This is a genomic window from Salinifilum aidingensis (assembly GCF_054782015.1).
The window spans coordinates 183,581-200,947 of record NZ_BAAGTH010000012.1 but is presented as its reverse complement, the minus strand read 5'-3'; the positions used below and the strand labels follow the sequence as shown (position 1 = coordinate 200,947).

Annotated in this window: 13 protein-coding genes, 2 tRNA genes, 1 rRNA gene and 1 riboswitch; of the genes, 6 read left to right on the top strand and 10 right to left on the bottom strand. The window is 71.6% G+C overall.

Features of this window, described 5'->3' with window-relative positions:
• Positions 1–114, top strand: a 5S ribosomal RNA gene (rrf, locus tag ACYVJE_RS17160); the annotation flags it as partial.
• A gap of 499 nt (positions 115–613) precedes the next feature.
• The gene (locus tag ACYVJE_RS17155) at positions 614–3,064 is read left to right on the top strand and encodes a glycoside hydrolase family 3 protein (RefSeq protein WP_461145255.1); all 2,451 of its coding nucleotides are present in this window, start codon (positions 614–616) and stop codon (positions 3,062–3,064) included.
• 157 nt (positions 3,065–3,221) lie between these two features.
• Here the strand turns inward: ACYVJE_RS17155 and ACYVJE_RS17150 are convergent, their stop codons facing one another.
• Positions 3,222–4,163 (bottom strand): ABC transporter substrate-binding protein, encoded by a 942-nt coding sequence (locus ACYVJE_RS17150; protein ID WP_461145254.1) that lies wholly within the window; start codon positions 4,161–4,163, stop codon positions 3,222–3,224.
• Between the two features lie 447 nt (positions 4,164–4,610).
• Positions 4,611–4,683: transfer RNA gene (locus tag ACYVJE_RS17145), tRNA-Lys, on the bottom strand.
• Between the two features lie 336 nt (positions 4,684–5,019).
• On the opposite strand from ACYVJE_RS17145, the gene ACYVJE_RS17140 reads away from it, so the two are divergent.
• Complete coding sequence (locus ACYVJE_RS17140) at positions 5,020–6,201, top strand: L,D-transpeptidase (protein ID WP_461145253.1); 1,182 nt, start codon at positions 5,020–5,022, stop codon at positions 6,199–6,201.
• A 67-nt stretch (positions 6,202–6,268) separates the two neighbouring features.
• Here the strand turns inward: ACYVJE_RS17140 and ACYVJE_RS17135 are convergent.
• From ACYVJE_RS17135 to ACYVJE_RS17115, 5 genes are all read right to left on the bottom strand, one after another.
• Positions 6,269–6,344, bottom strand: a tRNA-His gene (locus tag ACYVJE_RS17135).
• A 117-nt stretch (positions 6,345–6,461) separates the two neighbouring features.
• A complete protein-coding gene (orn, locus tag ACYVJE_RS17130; RefSeq protein ID WP_461145252.1) occupies positions 6,462–7,073 on the bottom strand; it encodes an oligoribonuclease in 612 nt (203 codons plus the stop codon).
• Between the two features lie 42 nt (positions 7,074–7,115).
• Positions 7,116–8,768 (bottom strand): AMP-binding protein, encoded by a 1,653-nt coding sequence (locus tag ACYVJE_RS17125; protein ID WP_461145251.1) that lies wholly within the window; start codon positions 8,766–8,768, stop codon positions 7,116–7,118.
• 446 nt (positions 8,769–9,214) lie between these two features.
• Positions 9,215–9,679 carry a peptidase inhibitor family I36 protein gene (locus ACYVJE_RS17120; protein ID WP_461145250.1) on the bottom strand — a complete coding sequence of 155 codons (465 nt, stop codon included), beginning with the start codon at positions 9,677–9,679 and terminating at the stop codon, positions 9,215–9,217.
• Between the two features lie 282 nt (positions 9,680–9,961).
• Positions 9,962–10,699, bottom strand: coding sequence for a hypothetical protein (locus tag ACYVJE_RS17115; protein WP_461145249.1), 738 nt, complete (start codon positions 10,697–10,699; stop codon positions 9,962–9,964).
• Between the two features lie 190 nt (positions 10,700–10,889).
• Positions 10,890–10,985: riboswitch (TPP riboswitch) on the top strand.
• On the opposite strand from ACYVJE_RS17115, the gene thiD reads away from it, so the two are divergent.
• Positions 10,973–11,770 carry a bifunctional hydroxymethylpyrimidine kinase/phosphomethylpyrimidine kinase gene (gene thiD / locus ACYVJE_RS17110; protein ID WP_461145248.1) on the top strand — a complete coding sequence of 266 codons (798 nt, stop codon included), beginning with the start codon at positions 10,973–10,975 and terminating at the stop codon, positions 11,768–11,770. (Overlaps the previous riboswitch by 13 nt.)
• 82 nt (positions 11,771–11,852) lie before the next feature.
• Entirely contained in the window at positions 11,853–12,584 is a 732-nt protein-coding gene (gene tenA, locus ACYVJE_RS17105) for a thiaminase II (protein WP_461145247.1), read from the top strand.
• A 165-nt stretch (positions 12,585–12,749) separates the two neighbouring features.
• On the opposite strand, the gene ACYVJE_RS17100 is transcribed toward tenA, so the two are convergent.
• From ACYVJE_RS17100 to ACYVJE_RS17090, 3 genes are all read right to left on the bottom strand, one after another.
• A complete protein-coding gene (locus ACYVJE_RS17100) occupies positions 12,750–13,889 on the bottom strand; it encodes a polysaccharide pyruvyl transferase family protein (RefSeq protein WP_461145246.1) in 1,140 nt (379 codons plus the stop codon).
• A 201-nt stretch (positions 13,890–14,090) separates the two neighbouring features.
• Positions 14,091–14,705: a hypothetical protein gene (locus ACYVJE_RS17095; protein ID WP_461145245.1), complete on the bottom strand. Its 615-nt coding sequence runs from the start codon at positions 14,703–14,705 to the stop codon at positions 14,091–14,093.
• Between the two features lie 23 nt (positions 14,706–14,728).
• A complete protein-coding gene (locus tag ACYVJE_RS17090; protein WP_461145244.1) occupies positions 14,729–15,706 on the bottom strand; it encodes a hypothetical protein in 978 nt (325 codons plus the stop codon).
• A 233-nt stretch (positions 15,707–15,939) separates the two neighbouring features.
• On the opposite strand from ACYVJE_RS17090, the gene ACYVJE_RS17085 reads away from it, so the two are divergent.
• Positions 15,940–17,271 (top strand): GNAT family N-acetyltransferase, encoded by a 1,332-nt coding sequence (locus ACYVJE_RS17085; RefSeq protein ID WP_461145243.1) that lies wholly within the window; start codon positions 15,940–15,942, stop codon positions 17,269–17,271.
• Positions 17,272–17,367 lie beyond the last annotated feature (96 nt).

Sequence of the window (17,367 nt, the reverse complement as noted above, 5' to 3'; positions counted from 1 at the left end):
GGTGGCTATGGCGGGAGGGGTAGGCCCGGTCCCATTCCGAACCCGGTAGCGAAGTCTCCCTGCGCTGATGGTACTGCACTCGGTGGGGTGTGGGAGAGTAAGGCGCCGCCGACACAACACGAAAAGAAAAAGAGGGGTGGGGTTGTTGAGCCCGTCCGCCCGGGGGAACCAGGGGGTTTTCCCGTGCGGGGTGCGGGTTCCGACCTCACCCCTCTTTGTGTGTGTGGGCTGTGTGGGGTGTGGGTGTGCCTCCTGGGGTGGGGGTGGCGTCCGCACCCCTTTTGTGTGTGTGGGGGGTGCCGGCGGTGCGGGGGCGGGGTCGCCCATCTCCCCGCGTGCCTGGCGGGACCCTTCCCGCGTGTGCTGGTCCCCGCGTTTGCGGCGCCCGCCCACGACGAGCACCACCATTCCCGACACGCCGGAACACGTCGGTCCCTGAACCGTTGTCGCAGCACACCCGTCTTCTTGGTCGCTCGTCGAGCGACCGGGCTTCCGGCCTCCTCGACATCCCCTCCCCGCCGTTCGAGACTGGATTGTGACCAGGGGCTGTGCGCGGTGCGAGGCCGCGCACCCTCGGCGCCCACAACGGTCGCTGCTGGAGAGGGGTGTCTGGATGACGACCACGGCTCAGCGGGACGCGCCGGACGACGCGTCGCTGCACGCGCTGCTCTCGGAACTCTCCGTCGTGGAGAAGGCAGCGCTCGTTGCCGGCGGCGGTTTCTGGACGACCGCGCCCCTGCCGAAGATCGGACTCTCCGAGCTCGTCCTGTCGGACGGCCCGAACGGGGTGCGCGGACCGCGCTGGGACGAGCGCGACCCCTCGGCGCTGATACCGGTGGGGGCGGCGATCGGCGCGAGTTGGGACCGGGACGTCGCACGGACCGCGGGCTCGGTGCTCGGAGCGGAGGCACGGCGCCGCGGTGTGCACGCGGTGCTCGCGCCCACGGTCAATCTGCACCGGAGCCCGTACGGCGGTCGGAACTTCGAGAACCTCGCGGAGGATCCGCTGCTCGTCGCCGAGCTCGGCGCCGAAATCGCCGCGGGCCTCCAGGGGCACGGGGTGGCGGCGGCGCCGAAGCACTTCGCGGCCAACGACACCGAGAGCGGTCGGAACAGCTACGACGTGGTCGTCGATGCGGACACGCTGCGGGACGTGCACCTCAAGCCGTTCCGCAGGATCGTGCGCCGGGCGGGTCCCTGGATGCTCATGGCCGCGTACAACAGCGTCAACGGGCGCACGATGACCGAGAACCGCACGCTGATCAGCGACGTGCTCAAGAGCGAGTGGGACTGGGACGGCGTGCTCGTGTCGGACTGGTTCGCCACCTCCTCGGTCGACGCCTCCGCCCTGGCCGGGCTCGACCTGACGATGCCCGGCACCGGCAGCCCGTGGGCGGGAGGTGAGCTGGCGCAGGCGGTCAAGAAGGGGAGAGTCCCGGAGGACGTCCTCGACGACAAGGTGCTGCGCCTGCTCCGGCTGGCGTGGCGCACCGGTGCGCTGGACGTCACGGCCAAGGCCGCGCCGCCCGCGGCGGCCGCGGGCCCCGAGCCGGCCGAGACTGCGGAGACGATCCGGGACATGGCGGCGCGGACGTTCGTGCTGCTGCGCAACGACCCCGTCGACGACGGCTCTCCGCTCCTGCCACTGCCCCGCGGGACGCGCACGATCGCGGTGCTCGGGGAGAACGCGTTCGCCCCGGTCGTCCAGGGCGGTGGCTCGTCCCAGGTGGTGCCGGCGCACGTGGTCGGCCCGGTGGACGGGCTGCGGGAGGCTTTCCCGGACGCGACCGTGGTGGCGCAGCGCGGAGTGCGGCACCAGCGTCTTCTGGAGCCGCTGGCTCCCGAGGCCGTGCTGGCCCCTCCGGACGCGGGCGAGGGCGGTGAGCGTTCCCGCGGGGTGCTGGTGGAGTACCTCGACGCGCGGGAGAACGTGCTGAGCAGTGAGATCCGCGGGGTGCAGCGCCTGCTGTGGACGGGGCGCGAAGGCATGCCGGCGGGAACCCGCCGCCTGCGCCTGAGCACGAACGTGCGGGCGGAGGCGGGCGAGAACCTGTTCGGCGTGAGCGGGACCGGCCGAGCGGCGCTGCGCATCGCGGGGCGCGAGCTCTTCGACGAGCACGTGACCCGGGAGGGCGACACCGCCGATCCAGCGGTGGAGCTCGTCGCCCCACCGGAGCGGCGCGTGGCCGCGGTGCTGTTGGACACCGACTTCGCCGCTGACGGCACCGTGTCGCTCGCCGTGGACTTCGAACCCGCGGATCTCGACGGCATCGCCTCGGTGGGGGTCGGCTGGCGTCCGCAGCAGTGGGACGAGCAGCGCGAGCTCACCGCCGCGGTGGAGGCGGCGCGGGACGCGGACGCGGCGGTGGTGGTGGTCGGGACGAGCTCCGAGGTGGAGACCGAGGGCTCCGACCGGTCCGACCTGAGCCTGCCGGGTGGGCAGGACGAGCTGGTCCGCCGGGTCGCCGAGGTCAACCCGCGCACGGTCGCGGTGGTCAACGCCGGGGCGCCGGTGCTGCTGCCCTGGGCAGGCTCGGTGCCGGCCGTGCTGTGGACGTGGTTCGGCAGTCAGGAGTTCGGCGGTGCGCTGGCCGACGTGCTGGCCGGGAAGCGGGAGCCGAGCGGGCGCATGCCCACCACCGTGCCGGCGGAGCTCGCCGACGTGCCGGTCCCGCTGCCGGCGATCCAACCGCAGGACGGTCATCTCCGCTACGAGGAGGGCGACGCGTTCGGCTATCGCGCCTACGCCCGTTCCGGAACGATGCCGGCTTTCCACTTCGGGGAAGGGCTCGGTTACACCGAGTGGGACTACGAGGAGGCCGTCGACGACGGCGACAGCGTCCGGGTGCGGATCCGCAACGTCGGTCCGCGCGCGGGCAGCGAGGTCGTGCAGCTCTACGCCACGGCCGAGGACCGACCACCTCGCCTGGTGGGGTTCGCCAAGGTGCACGTGGAGCGGGGTGCCGAGGTCGAGGTGCTGGTGGAACTGGACGAGCTGGACGAGGGCGAGCACGGCCTGGCCGCGGGCCGGTCCGTGGGCGATCTGCGGTTGACCGTCCGCTGAAGCAGCCGCAGCGGCAGCCCGACGGCGCGTGAACGGCGCTGGTGAGGGGCTCCGCGGGGCTGGGGAGCGCTGGCCCGGTTGCGGGCGAAGCTGCGCCCCGGGACTCCGCCGCACCGAGCGGACTCCCGGGGCGCGCCCGTTGTTACTTGCTGAACAGTTACTTGCTGAACACGCGGTGCAGGTCGTCGAGCACGCGGTTGGCCGCGAGCGGTCCGATGCCGAGGAACCACGTGTCGTCCGGGACCGATTCGGCGTGCTTGTTCTGCACCGCCTTCAGCGCGGTCCACTGCGCCGAGCCGCGGATGTCGTCGAGCTGCTGGCGCCCCTGATCGCCGTAGGCCGAGTGGAACAGGTAGTCGGCGTCGGCAGCGCCGATCTGCTCGCGGCTGATCTCGGTGAAGGTCTCGTCGCTCTGCTGGTTCTTCGGGCGCTTGAGCCCCGAGTCCTCCAGGATCGTGCCGATGAACGACCCGGTGCCGTACAGGCGGAGCTGCTCGCCGGTGGCGCGCAGCGCGCTGACCGTCGGAGCGTTCTGCTCACCGCCCACGAGCTTGCGGATCTGCTGGGTCCGCTTCTCGTAGTCGCGCATGAGCTGGTCGGCCTTCTGCTCCTTGCCCAGCGCCTTCGCGTACAGGCGGAGGTTCTCCTTCCACGGCTTTCCCGTGGTTTCGCTGAACACGGTGGGTGCGATCTTGCTGAGCGCGCCGTAGCGCTCCTCGTCGCGGACCTTGCTGGACAGGATCAGATCGGGGTTCAACGAGGCGATCTTTTCCAGGTTCGGGGAACCGATCGTGCCCACGGTTTGGATGTTGCCCTTGCTGGCCTTGTCCAAGTAGGAGGGGAGGCCTTCCTGCGTGTCGGCGAGGACGGTGCCGACCGGCTGCACGCCCAGCGCGAGCGCGGTGTCGAGTTCACCGGTGTCGAGGACGACGACGCGCTTCGGGTCCTTCGGGACCTGCGTCTCGCCCATCGCGTGCTTGACGGCGGGACCGTCCGCGCTGGCCTGCTGCTCGGTGTTGCCGGAGGAGCCGCAGCCCGCCACGAGAGCGAGGACCAGGGCGATGACGATCGTGCTGGCAAGGCGGAAATGTCTGTGCATGTTCGTCGGCCGTTTCCGGTTCGGGGTTGTTCGGCAGGGGAGGACGCCCGGAGTGTTGGGGGATGGTGCTCGCTGGAGGGAACGAGCAGTTGCGGGTGGAGCCTCGCCGCTGCCGTTGTCGGTAGCAGAGGTAAACCTAACCTCATCGGAGCAGCGCGGCCAAGAGGGGGAGATCACGTTCCGGTGGGTGAACGCGGTGTTGCGGAGAGGTGCGGGGCGGCCCCTCGGGTGGGCGCCCGGGCGGCTCCGCAAGGGGGTGCTCCGGTTCGCCGGGTTCGAGCGCCGGGGTCCGCAGGCGGAAAGCGGCGGGAGCGGCGCGGAGATCTCGGTGATTCGCGGTGCGTGGTCTCCGCCACTGATTCGCGCTGGTTTCGCGCGGGAATGCGGGGTGCGCTGAGGTGGATCCCGCACGAGAAAAAGCCCAGACCGCTCGGCCTGGGCTTTCGGTGCGCCAACAGGGACTCGAACCCCGAACCCGCAGATTAAGAGTCTGCTGCTCTGCCTGTTGAGCTATTGGCGCTCGTCTTCAGCGAGGTTTCCGGTGTCTCGGTGTTTCTCCGATGTGGCGTTCCCTCGCTGCCTGACGAGAAATACTTTAGCACCCCTCCGGAGGGGTTGTTCACCGGGGGGTCCTCCGGAGGGAGGAGGGGAGCGCTCGCGGGCGTTGTGCTGCCCGAACCCCTGGTGAGCTCCTGGTCTCAATTTCGTTTCCCCGGGAACGCAACCTGAACGGGGGGCGTTGTGTCTTCAGGGGGGAAACAACGTCCGTCCGCTCGCGCGGGTGCAGTCGCTCACTCGGGTGTGCACCGCTGCCGGAGCGGGCGGGGAGACCACAACGGAGAACGGACTGTCACGAATGCAGGTGTCACGTGTTCCCGCGGCGGGACGTCGGCCGATGCTCGTCGTGCTCTTCGGGGTGCTCGTCGCGCTCGTCTCCGGCTGCGCGGGAACCAGCACGGGGCAGACCGGTGACACGGCCGCGTCCCCGCCGAAGGTGCGGTTCGCGCCGCAGGACGGGGCCGAAGACGTGAGCCCGGCCGATCCGGTGACCGCTGAGGCCAGTGGTGGCGAGATCGTGCGCGCGGAGCTCACCAACGGAGAGGGCGAGAAGATCCCGGGCACGATCAGCGGGGGAGGAACGCGCTGGTCCGCCGACGGCAAGCTCGGCTACGACCGGGACTACACGCTGACCGTCACCGTTCGCGGTTCCGACGATCCGGTGCAGCACCGCTCGACGTTCCACACGGCGAACCCGAAGGCCCGGACGTACGTCTCGATGAACCCGCTCGACGGGCAGACCGTGGGCGTCGGGCAGCCGCTGGCGTTCTACTTCAGCGAAGACGCCCCGGCGCCGGACAAGGAGCGCGCTGAAGAAGCGATCAAGATCCGGACCGAACCGGAGGTGGAGGGCGCCTTCTACTGGTTCGACGACCGCGAGGTGCACTGGCGGCCGAAGGAGTACTGGAAGCCGGGAACCCGCGTCGACATCGGCATCGACGTCTACGGCCGGCAGCTCGGCGACGGTGTCTGGGGCGACGAGGACCGGAGCGCGCAGATCACCATCGGGGACAGGGTCGAGCTGCACGCCGACGGCAGCAGCCACCAGATGACCGTCAAGCGCAACGGCGAACTCCTGCGCACCCTGCCGGTGTCGCTCGGCAAGCCGGAGTTCCCCTCCAGCAACGGCACGCACGTGGTCACGCAGAAGCACGACTCGTACGTCATGAACTCGGCGACGTTCGGCGTTCCGGTGGACGCACCGGGCGGCTACGAGACCGAGGTCGACTGGGCAGTGCGGATCTCCAACGGGGGCGAGTTCCTCCACGCGGCCCCGTGGTCGGTGCCGCAGCAGGGCAACACCAACACCAGTCACGGGTGCATCAACCTCAGCGAGGCGGACGCGAAGTGGGTGTACGACCTGCTGAAGAAGGGCGACGTCGTCGAGATCACCAACTCGGGCGGGCCGCAGCTGGAGTCGTGGGACGGCTTCGGCGACTGGCAGGTGCCCTGGGACGAGTGGGTCAGCGGCAACCGCTGACCCGGCGCGGTGAAAAGGCTCCGGCGCAGCGAAAGGGCCCCGTTCCGGAGAACGGGGCCCTTTCGCGTGGGGTGAGTGACGGGATTCGAACCCGCGACACCTGGGACCACAACCCAGTGCTCTACCGCCTGAGCTACACCCACCGTGGTCACCCGCGGAATCCCGGCCGCGCCGTCCGCGGCCGCCGCAGCGACACGTCTATCCTAGCGTGCCTTCGTCCGCGCCCGTGAAACGGGTTGCCGATCCACTGTTCGTGCAGGTCATTCTGCTTGCTCCCCGTCGAGCAGCGCCGCAGCGGACCGCTGGGCCTGCTCGGTGCTCGGACCCGGCTGGGGGACGAACACGGTTTGCCGGTAGTAGGCCAGCTCGCGGATGGACTCCCGGATGTCGTTGAGGGCGCGGTGCGCGAGGCCCTTCTCGGGCTGGGCGTAGTACACCCGCGGGTACCAGCGCCGGACGAGCTCCTTGACGGAGGAGACGTCGACCATGCGGTAGTGCAGGTGCGCGTCCAGCTCGGGCATGTCCCGGGCGATGAACCCGCGGTCGGTCGCGATGGAGTTGCCGGCCAGCGGCGCCGAGCGACCGTCCGGGACGTGCTCGCGCACGTACTCCAGAACGCGCTGCTCGGCCTCCGCGAGCGTCACCGCCGACCGGCGGATCTCCTCGGTGAGCCCGGAACGCTCGTGCATGTCCCGCACCACCGGTTGCATCCGCGCCAACGTGTCGTCGTCGGCGTGCACCACGAGGTCCACGCCCTCGCCGAGGATGTTGAGCTCGGCATCGGTCACCAGCACCGCGATCTCCACCAGCGCATCCGAGCGGAGATCGAGTCCGGTCATTTCGCAGTCGATCCACACCAGACGGTCGTTCACGCAGCTGAGCCTAACGCGGCGGGGGTGGATCAGTGCCGGTGGTCAGGCCCGCAGGTGCGCCTGCAGTTCCGCGGGGACGACCTTGCCGGTGGCGTTGCGCGGCAGCTCGTCGAGGAAGACCACGTCACGCGGCACGGCCTGGCGTGACAGGCGTGCGCGGACGTGCTCGCGGATCCCGTCGGAGGTGAGCGCCCCCACCTCGCGCAGCACCACGAAGGCCGCGAGCCGCTGGCCGAACTCCGCGTCCGGCACTCCGATGACGGCGGCTTCCGCGACCTCCTCCAGGGCGGCCACGGCGTCCTCGGTCTCCTTCGGGTACACGTTCTCCCCGCCGGAGACGATCATGTCGTCCTCCCGGCCGACGACGAACAGGCGGCCCTTGCCGTCGAACTTGCCGAGGTCCCCGGTGGCCATCATCCCGTCGTGCCGATCCCGGTCACCGCCGCCGGTGTAGCCCTCGAAGAGCATGTCGTTGCGCACGAAGATGCGTCCGACCGAGCCCGTGCTCACCGGCTTCCCCGCGTCGTCGAGCAGGCGGACCGTCGTCCCCCGGGGAGGGCGCCCCGCCGTGCCGGGCGCGGAGTGCAGCTCGTTCGGCGTCGCGATGCTCACCCACGAGACCTCCGTCGAGCCGTAGAAGTTGTACAGCACGCGGCCGAACCGCCGCTGGAAGCGCGCGGCGAGGTCCGCCGGCAGGGCCGAGCCGCTGCTGGCGACCGTGCGCAGCGCGGACGGAGCCGAGCGCGCCAGCACGCCCTCCGGCAGGTCGAGGATGCGCTGCAGCATGACGGGCACGGCGAACAGCGCGGTGCAGCGTTGCCGCCGCAGCACGTCCAGGGCCCGTTCGGGGTCGAACTTGCGCTGCAGCACCAGCGTCGCCCCGAGCACGGCCCCCAGCTGGAACCCGGCCACGCCCCAGGTGTGGAACAGCGGTGCGCTGATGAGGAGGCGCTCGCCGTGGCGCAGCGGCATGCGGGAGAAGATCGTCGCGGCGGGCTCCAGGCTCGGCGGGTCCGGGCGTCGGGCTCCCTTCGGCGAGCCCGTGGTGCCGGAGGTGAGCACGATCATCCGGGAGTGCCGCGTCGGCCGCGGCAGCGCGCGGTTGGGGCCGCGGGCGATGAGGTGCTCGAGGGTGGCGCGCCGCGTCGTCCCGTCGGTCCAGGCCAGCACGGTCTCCAGCCCGCTGGGGAGCTCGTCGCGGTGCCCGGCGAACTCCTCGTCGAGGACGAGCACGCCGACCCGCTGCTGCTCGACGACGTCGGCGACCTGCGTGCTGCTCAGACCGGTGTTGAGCAGCACCACGTCGACGCCGAGCTTGCCGGCGGCGATGATCGTCTCGGCGGTTCCGTGGTGGTTGCGGCACAACACCCCGATGCGTTCGCCCGGGTGCAGCCGGTCCCGCAGCCCGTGCGCCAGCCGGGTGGTGCGGTGCTCCACTTCGGAGTAGCTGAGCACGCCGCGTTCGTCGATCACCGCGGGCCGGTCGGGGTGGCGCACGGCGCCGATGGCGAAGCCCAGCGGCGGGGTGACGCCCCAGCGGCGGTACGCGGCGGCGATGCGGGCGAGCTTGTCCGGGCGCAGGGGGCGCAGCACTCCCTGCCGCGCGAGGACGTACGCGGTGCGCAGTCCAGGGGCGGCGCGGGCCGCTCCGTTGACCAGGTGGCGCAGCAGGACCGAGGTCGCTCGCGAGTGCACGTTCCACCTTTCGCAGGCTGTCTACTCGGAGTAGATGATGCCGTGGCAGTGGAGTCGCGAAAAGGTGTGCACATCATTCGGAGCAGGAGATTGGGCGCGGAGCAGGTGCCGCCTCCCGCTCCGCGGTCCCGGGGACTGACGACGGGGCGCGCGGTGGCCACGGGTGGCGAACAGGCGGTCGACGACCGCCCCGCCGAGCACCGGCCCTCGCCCTCCCCTCGAGCGACCCGCGATCACGTGTTGATCACTCCTCCCGCAATCGTGTGGGGACAGCTCGCAATTTTCATGAAAATTGCAAATAGTCCCCACACGGGCGGGTGGAAAACGCACCGCTCACCGATTCGTCCGAGGGGCGGTGCATCATCCGCGGCGGACCCGCGGTGCACCAAGGGTGCAGCGCGGGGGCTCCGGTACTGCTCCTCAGGAGCTCGCCGCGCGGTGCGCCCTCAGGGGGCCGGCTTGTTCATGCCCGCAGGGCAGGCCTCGACCAGGAAGGTGTTGAGGTCCGTCGTGTCGCCGCGGATCTCGAAGGCGACCGAGTCGTACTGGTGCTGCGGCGGGCCGTCCGGGTCGTCCGGCAGCGGTCCGTAGAAGCTGGCGGTCGTGCCGTCGTGCTGGTTGTTCACGAAGGAACCGACGCCCGCGATGCCGGGCTGCTGCCCGTAGTCTTCACGGACGTTGACGCGCTCGCCGCAGTAGTACAGGTCCATGCGGTTACCGCCGCCGTTGGCGCCTTCCCAGATGCACAGGTACCCCTCTTGGCACGCCCGTTCCATGCGCTCGAAGTCGTCCTGGTTCTCCTGGGCGGCGGCCTGGCCGGCGAAGATCGCGCCCATCGCCAGGGCGGTGGCGCCGGTGGTCGCGGCCGCGGCTCGGAGCGGACGTCCCGTGCGGGGCTTCGCGGGTGACATCGAACCTCCTCGGTCGGTAGTTCGGCGCGCCGCAGCGGCGGGAGGCAGCCGCGCGCCGTGGTTCGTGCTGTGGACCGCACGCAGGTGCGCGAATGGTCCACGCCACAGAGACGCCGAGGAGAGCGGAAGGGTTGTCTCCGGAAGGCGGCGAAAGTCGTAAATACCCGGTTCGAGGGGTAGTGCGGCGACACCGGGGGCCGCTGCCCGAGGAGCGAAGGGGCCGGGACGCGAAAAGGCCCGGCGCGCGGCCGGGCCATCGTGCGCTTCGCGGTGCGACCGGTGTCAGACCGGGCGGACGGTGAGCCCGTTCGCCTCGGCGGTGAGGGTCAGCGTGCCCTCGTAGTCGGCGATCGGCAGCTCGTCGCGCACCAGCCGGTGCGGGGTGTCCTCGACCTGCACGCGCAGGCTCGTGGTGGACAGCTGCTGGGCGGACACGTCCTGGCCCCCGAGTTCCAGCTGCAGCGCACCGTCCTGCGCGGTGACGCTGAGCCAGCCGCCGCTGGTGGACACCTCGTCGGTGTCGTGCGCGACGGTCAGCTTGCCGTCGGCGCTGTCCGCGCGGATCGCGACGTGCGACAGCGCGATGTCGCGCTTGCCGTCGTCGGCTTCCAGCGCGATCACGTGCCGCTGGACCTCCTCGGCCGACTGCTCCGTCGGGTTCGGGGTCAGCACCGGCGCTCCCAGCTCGGCGGCGATCCGGTAGGGCTGCCAGCTCCCGGCGCCGATCAGGTTGACCACGGCGGCGATGTCGGCGTCGGCGAGCAGCCGCTCGCTGCCGGGTGCCGGTGTGATCTCGATGGCGGGGACGTTCCGCTCCTGCAGCAGCGAGCGCAGCGCCTTGGCGCGTTCGCGGTTGGTGCGGTCGAAGCCGCGCGTGATGGCCACGCTCGCCGTCGAACCGGCGACCGCGGCGGCGGCCTCGGTCAGCCTGGGCAGCGGCTCCCAGGCCGGGGCGGGGTCCTCCGCCGGCTTGTCCGAGCGCACGCGCGTGGAGCTCACGGCATCGGTTGTCGTCTCCATCTTTCCCACTGTAGTGGGCCTACACCGGGTGTTTCACCGCGTTCCCGGCGCAGTGTGATCCACATCGCTGTGACGTTGCTCAAACCCTTCCGCTGCAGCAGCGCTGCGCGCTCGCGCGGGGCGGCCCGGTCCGCGACCGCCGTGAGCGGCTCGGCTGTGTTCCCGCCGGCGGGCAGTTGCTAGGTTGGAGCCCAGTGACGCGGGGTGCCCGGTGGCCCGGGCTGAGAGCAGACCCGTCGAACCTGACCTAGCTCGCACTAGCGGAGGGACGTCATGGTCGCCAATGTCGTCAGCATCGCCGGAACCGACCCCAGCGGGGGAGCGGGGATCCAGGCCGATCTCAAGGCGTTCTCCGCGCAGGGCACCTACGGCATGTCGGTGGTCACCGCCCTGGTCGCGCAGACGACCACGGGGGTCGCCGAAGTGCAGGAGATCCCGCCGGAGTTCGTCACCGCGCAGCTCGTGACGTTGTTCGACGACGTGCGCGTGGACGCGGTCAAGATCGGCATGCTCGCCAACGCCGAGGTGATCCGCGCGGTGGTGGACGTGCTGGACCGCTACCACCCGCCGCACGTGGTGCTCGACCCCGTCATGGTCGCCAAGAGCGGCGACCGGCTGCTGGCCCCGGAGGCGGTCCGCGGGCTGCGCGACGACCTGGTCCCGCGGGTGGACCTGATCACGCCGAACCTGCCGGAGGCCGCCGACCTGCTCGCCGAGCCGGAGCTCGGCGCCGAGGCGGGCATGCCCGCGCAGGCGCAGCGCCTGGCCGGGTTGGGGGCGAAGAACGTGCTGCTCAAGGGCGGGCACCTCAGCGGGGAGTCCAGTGTGGACGTGCTGCTCGCGGGCGGTGATGTGCGGACCGTCCGCAGCGAGCGCGTGCGCACGGACAACGATCACGGCACCGGCTGCACCCTGTCCTCGGCGATCGCGGCGCTGCGCCCCCAGCGCGCGGACTGGGCGGGCGCGGTGCGCGACGCGAAGCACTACCTCACCGAGGCGCTCCGGCACTCCGAGCGCCTCGACGTCGGCCACGGGCACGGGCCGGTGCACCACTTCCACCAGTGGTGGTGAGCCCACCGCCGCTCGCGGCACACCGGATCGCCACCGGCCGCGCGCCGGATCGTTTCACCGCCGATGCGAGGAGGACCCACTCATGAGCAACCTGCCCCCTCCGACGCCGGGCGGGTTCTGCGCCCGCGCCTGGGACCGCACCGCCGCGCTGCAGGACGCGATCGTGCAGCACCCGTTCAACGCGGCGCTCGCCGACGGGAGCCTGCCGCGGGACCGGTTCGCGTTCTACATCGTCCAGGACGGGCGCTACCTCGTCGCCTTCGCCCAGGCGCTGGCGGCGGCCGCCAGCCGCGCGGACGAGTCGGGCGACGCGGCGTTCCTCGCCGGGGCCGCGCGGGAAGCGGTCGTGGAGGAGCGCCGGTTGCACGCCGGCTACATCAACGAGCTCGGACTGTCCGATGAGGACGTCGAGGCGGTGCGGACGTCGCCGTCCTGCGACGCCTACACCTCGTACCTGCGGGCGTGCGCGGGAAGCGAGCCCTACCCGGTCCTGGTGGCGGCGATCCTCCCGTGCTTCTGGGTGTACCAGCACGTGGGCAGCACGATCCTCGACTCCGTGGGCGACGTCTCCGTGCACCCGTACCGGGCGTGGATCGAGACCTACGCCGACGAGGCGTTCGCCGATGCCGTCCTCACCGCGCGGGAGCTGACCGACCGCCTGGCCGAGCGGGCCGACGCGGACACGCGGCGCCGCATGTTCGACGCGTTCACCCGCGCCACCGAGTACGAGTGGCTGTTCTGGAACAGCGCCTGGGAGCGGGAGCAGTGGCCCACCGCCCAGTGGCGTCCGGACCCCGCCACGGCGGAGTCGTGAGGTCGCGCTGGAGTCGTGCGACCCCGTCGGGGACGTGAGCTCGCGGGGCAGCTCCCGGTGCCCGGTCCGCCCGGGCCCCGCGGCGCGGCGGAGGGGTCCTTCGAACGACCGCGGGGCGCGCTCGGGGTCGCGGCGGTCGCCGCGCCGATCGGCTCGCGCCGGTGTTCAACCGCCGTAGATGGACCAGGCGAGCTTGGCCTTGTCCTCCTGCAGCGCCCGCAAGCGGTCGGGCGGGAACCCGCCGCCGCGGGGCAGGTCCGGGATGTCGGTGGCTTCGCTGAGGGTCCAGCTGGACCCGCGTTCGATCAGCGAGCGGTGCTTGTTGGCGTAGTACTCCGGGTTGACCGACACGGCGACGCCGTTGGCACCGACGGCCGCGGCCATGAGGTGCGTGTGGAAGCGGGTGGACAACCAGTACTGCCCCTCGGCCGCGGGCAGTCCCCGGTCCATGACCTCGGAGAACGGGTAGAACCGCGCTCCCGTCAGGTCGTGCTCGACGAGGCGGTAGAGTTCGCGGTCCACGCGGGGGATGCCCTCGACCACGCCGACCTGGCTCGGGTGCACGCCCCAGGAGCGCAGCGTGTCGAGCACGAACCCGGCGAGGTTCGGCAGCGAGGTCGTCAGCAGGTCCGACTGCAGGCAGAGCATGAACTCGCACAGGTCGTCGTCGCGGTAGCGGTCCGGCTGGACGCCGAAGAACATGTCGTCGCCGCTGTCGGAGGTGAGCACCCCCTCGCCGAGCATCTCGGCGGAAGGGGTGTCGCGCACGTCGACGAGGGAGAACTGGCCGGCGAGGTTGCGCAGCAGCGGGCGGCTCTCCTCGGGAGCGGGCCACAGCCCTTGGCCGGTGAGCACGGCGCGCCCGCCGGAGCGCCGGGTGGCGGCGACGGAGGCGGCCAGCAGGCCGTAGTGGCGCGGCCAGATCTCGTTGATGTAGCCGCCGCCGATGACGTGGACGACGTCGGCGCGCGCGGCGAGCTCGATCCCGGAGATCCAGCGGGGAGTGATGCCCGGGTCGTTGATGGCGCTCTGCACGAACGCGGACACCTCCCACGGTTCGTCGCAGGGGGCTTCCCAGCAGAGCCGCCAGAAGGTGTCGGTGAAGCGCACGCGCGGGTGCAGCCCGTCGAGCAGGGTCGCGCTGGGGCCCGGGTTGGGGCAGTCCACCCACACGTCGCTGTCCGGGGCGATGCGCGCGAGGTGGCGGAGCCAGGTCGCGGCGATCAGCTCGTCGCCGTAGTTCGGGTTCCCCGTGGTGGCGACCAGGTAGACGGTTTCCGGGGGTGCTGTGCCACTGCTGTTCACGGCTGCTCCAACGTGTCGGGGTTCACGAAGTCGGGGAGGTCAAGGAACAGGCTCTGAAACTAGCAACCCCGCGAGCACCGGGTGTTCTCGACGGGTGCGGCGGTCCGGTTTGCCCGCCGCGGAGGGGGACGCGGCGGGCCGAACGCGACGGACCGGACGCCACCTGGTGGTGAGGCGCCCGGTCCGCCCGTGTCGTGCGCGCTATGCGGTTTTCCTCGTCTCGCCGAGTTCGGTGCGGAGGCGTTCCAGCCGCTTGCGCGAGCGCGCGAAGCGCCAGGCGTACTTCCGCTCGTAGAGATCGGTGGGCACGACCGAGGTGTCCGCGCGTGCGCCGTGCCGCGGCTCGGGAGCCGTGCCGGCGGCCGCCTCCGGGGCGGACTCGTTGCCGAGGGCACCGCCCAGGTCGCCGCCGAGGCTGACCGACCCCGCGTACTCCGGGCTGGTGCGCTTGCCCGCCAGCTGCGCCCCGGTGGCTGCGGTTCCGCTCGGCGGTTCGGGGGAGTCCGGGGTGTGCGCTTCGTGCTTGCCGCGGACCTGCGGTGGTGCGGCCGCTTCGGCGGCCGCCGCGTGCGATTCCGCCGCCGGCGCGGTAGCCGGTTCCGGTGCGGTGCCGTCGTCCCCGGACGAGTCCGGTTCCGAGGCGGCGTGCCGGCCGCGTGCTGCGGTGGAGTCGCCGGCCGCGGACTGCTGCACGAGCAGCGCGCGGTTGCGCCGCTGCACGGCTCTGCTGCGCCGCTGCGAGCGGCGCAGCAGCGGCCAGAAGATCAGCGTGGCCAGGATGAAACCGCCGATGAAGGTCACGAGCAGGATGTCCACTGCGCTTCTCCGCTCCGTTCGCGTCAGTTCTGCAGTGCGCCGGTGTCGTGGGAGTCGGAGCCGTTGGACCGGTGCGCCACGTCGTTGAGCGCCGGGGAGAAGTCCTGCTGCTGGATTTCCCGCTGCTCCGGCAGGTTCACCGCGGTCTCCGCCAGGTCCTCCCCGTCGGTGGTGCTCCCGGCGGTGGAGTCGGTGGCGGTGACCTGCACCGGTGTGCTCAACGTCTGCCAGTCGTGGTAGCGCAGCGTGTCCGCCGAGTTGTCCAGCAGGCTGCGCGCGTTCTCCATTGTGGCCAGAACGCCGTGGCGCAGCTGCTCCAGCTGCGCGTGCTTGGCGTGGATCTCCTCGAGCGCTTCCAGGCGCATGCGCTCGGTTTCGGCGTCCCACTCGCCGCAGCGGCGCCGCGCCTCGCCGAGCACGGCATCGGCCTCTTCCTGCGCGGCGTCGATGACCCGCTTGTACTCGTTGCGGACCTCCTGGCGCAGGCGCTGTTCGCGGGTGCGGAGCTCGCTGAGGTTCTGGTCGTGCTCGCGGCGCTGCAGGTCGCGCCGGGCCTCGACCTCGGCGATCAGCGAGCTGCACTCGTCGCGCAGCTGCCGGGCGTTCTCCTCGGCCTGCGTGATCAGCTCGCGCGCTTCGTTCTCCGCGGTGCCGCGGATGATCTCGGCCTGCCGCTGCGCGTCGGAGCGGAGGGTCTGCACTTCCTCCTCGGCGTTGGCGAGCATGTTGTGCACGCGCTGGGAGGCGGCGGGCAGTCCCGTGTCGGAGGCCTCGAGGGTCTTCAGGCGCCGTTCCGTCTCGTCGAGGGCGCTGCGGGTTTCGTCGCAGAGCTTGCGCAGGTCGCCGTTGAGGCGGACGGCCTCGTTGCGGTCCAGCGTGATGAGCTTGAGCTGGTCTTCCAGGTGCTCGATGTGTTCGATGACCTGGTTGCGGTTGAACCCGCGGATCTGGATGTCGAAACCCGGACGGAGCGGGACGACGGCATCGGCGGCGTCTTCCATGGTGGAAACTCCCTCCGGACGTGTGCACAACCTCGCTGGGTGGAGGGTAGGAGCGTTCGCGCAGCTTCGCCCATCGAGAAACGCTGACCGCCACCTGATCAGGTAGTGATCGACTCCGGCTTCGTCCACTGTGTACGCGCTGTGCATGATCGGGGCGGTTTCGCGGGGGTTCGGGGCCGCGGAGTTAACAAATCGGGTGAGTTAGGTTAGCCTTCCTTCTCGAGGAGGTTGCTGTGATCAACGATGCGGAGCTCGCCGGCGCCGCGCACGAGCGGGCGGCGTCCCTGCTGCGGTGCTGGTTGGCGGAGACGCACACCCCGGTGGCGGAGGGGGCGCTGCGGCTCTCCGCCGGTCCCCTGCGCATCGGCACCGACGTCGTCCACTGCTCGCCGACGGGGCAGCACGGGTTCGGTCCGATCCACGTGCTGGACGAAGCGGAAGAACCGGTCGCCGCGGCCGAACCGGCGCTGCTGGCGACGGCCTGCTCGATCGAGGCCCGCCGCCGCGCCCTCGCCGACGCGCCGATCAACGCGCTCGGCGGGAGCCGGCTGCTGGAGGGCGTCGTGCGCGCGGCCGTGGCCGGGCCGCCGGATCTCGGCACCGCCGCGCCCCCCTGGTCCGCGCAGGTGACCGATGCGCAGCAGGCGCGCTCCGCCCTGGCCGAGCACGTCGACCGGCGCGTGCTGCCGGCCGCGCGCGGCGCCGCGAACCCGGAGCGGGCGACGGTCGAGCTGCTCACGCGGGGGATCCTGCCCGCGATCGGGGACCTCGGGCGGCGCGGTGTGGCCGCCGAGCACGACCTGCTCGCCGAACTCGCCGGGCGCATCTCCGCCGCGGCCGGGGCGGAGACCGACGAGGCGACCGGTGCGCTGCTCCGCTCGTGGGCGCGGGAGGCGACCCTGGCCGATCTGGCCGTGCTCAACGGTTCGGGCCTCGGCGAGGACGGGGCGCTGGGGGTGCCGCACCGGGTGCCGAACCCGCTGCGCGCCCACGCGGAACCGCACCGCGACGTCGCCGCGGTCCCGGGGGTCGTGCTGCCCGAGCTGCCCGACTTCGCGCTCCGCCCGGTGCGCCTGGGCGCGGGCGACGGCGACCCGGACGTCACCGCTGTGCACCGGTGGATGAACACCGAGCACGTCGCGGTGAACTGGGAGCAGGCCTGGAGCTGGCAGGAGTGGCGCGCGGAGCTGTCCACCCAGCTGTCCGGGCGGCACTCCGTCCCGTGCCTCGTGGGTCGCGACGGGCGGGAGTTCGCCTACGTCGAGGTCTACCGCGTGGTGCGGGACCGGCTCGCCGCCTGCTACTCCTTCGACGACCACGACGTCGGGGTGCACATCGCCATCGGTGATCCCGCCAGCACCGGCCGCGGGATCGGCGCGGCGCTGCTGCGCCAGGTCGCCGAAGGCGTGCTGGCGGCGGATCCGCGGGTGCGCCGGGTCGTGGCCGAACCGGACGTGCGCAACGCGGCCTCGGTGGCGGCGTTCGGCAAGGCGGGCTACGTGCAGCTGCGCGAGGTGGGGCTGCCGACGAAGAACTCGGCGCTGATGGTGTTCGAGCGCGCCTGACCGATCGGTGCGGCGCAGGTGAGTCGCCCCACTCGATCTGTTCGTCCTTCTTCGCGGTGAACTAAGGTAAGGCTAACTTCGTTCTGGGAGGGGGAG

What these genes read in the sequence shown, in the direction of transcription:
- ACYVJE_RS17155 (WP_461145255.1), top strand. Translation starts at nt 614, where the DNA reads ATGACGACCACGGCTCAGCGGGACGCGCCGGACGACGCGTCGCTGCAC.
- ACYVJE_RS17150 (WP_461145254.1), bottom strand. Translation starts at nt 4,163, where the DNA reads ATGCACAGACATTTCCGCCTTGCCAGCACGATCGTCATCGCCCTGGTC.
- ACYVJE_RS17140 (WP_461145253.1), top strand. Translation starts at nt 5,020, where the DNA reads ATGCAGGTGTCACGTGTTCCCGCGGCGGGACGTCGGCCGATGCTCGTC.
- ACYVJE_RS17120 (WP_461145250.1), bottom strand. Translation starts at nt 9,679, where the DNA reads ATGTCACCCGCGAAGCCCCGCACGGGACGTCCGCTCCGAGCCGCGGCC.
- ACYVJE_RS17115 (WP_461145249.1), bottom strand. Translation starts at nt 10,699, where the DNA reads ATGGAGACGACAACCGATGCCGTGAGCTCCACGCGCGTGCGCTCGGAC.
- thiD (WP_461145248.1), top strand. Translation starts at nt 10,973, where the DNA reads ATGGTCGCCAATGTCGTCAGCATCGCCGGAACCGACCCCAGCGGGGGA.
- tenA (WP_461145247.1), top strand. Translation starts at nt 11,853, where the DNA reads ATGAGCAACCTGCCCCCTCCGACGCCGGGCGGGTTCTGCGCCCGCGCC.
- ACYVJE_RS17090 (WP_461145244.1), bottom strand. Translation starts at nt 15,706, where the DNA reads ATGGAAGACGCCGCCGATGCCGTCGTCCCGCTCCGTCCGGGTTTCGAC.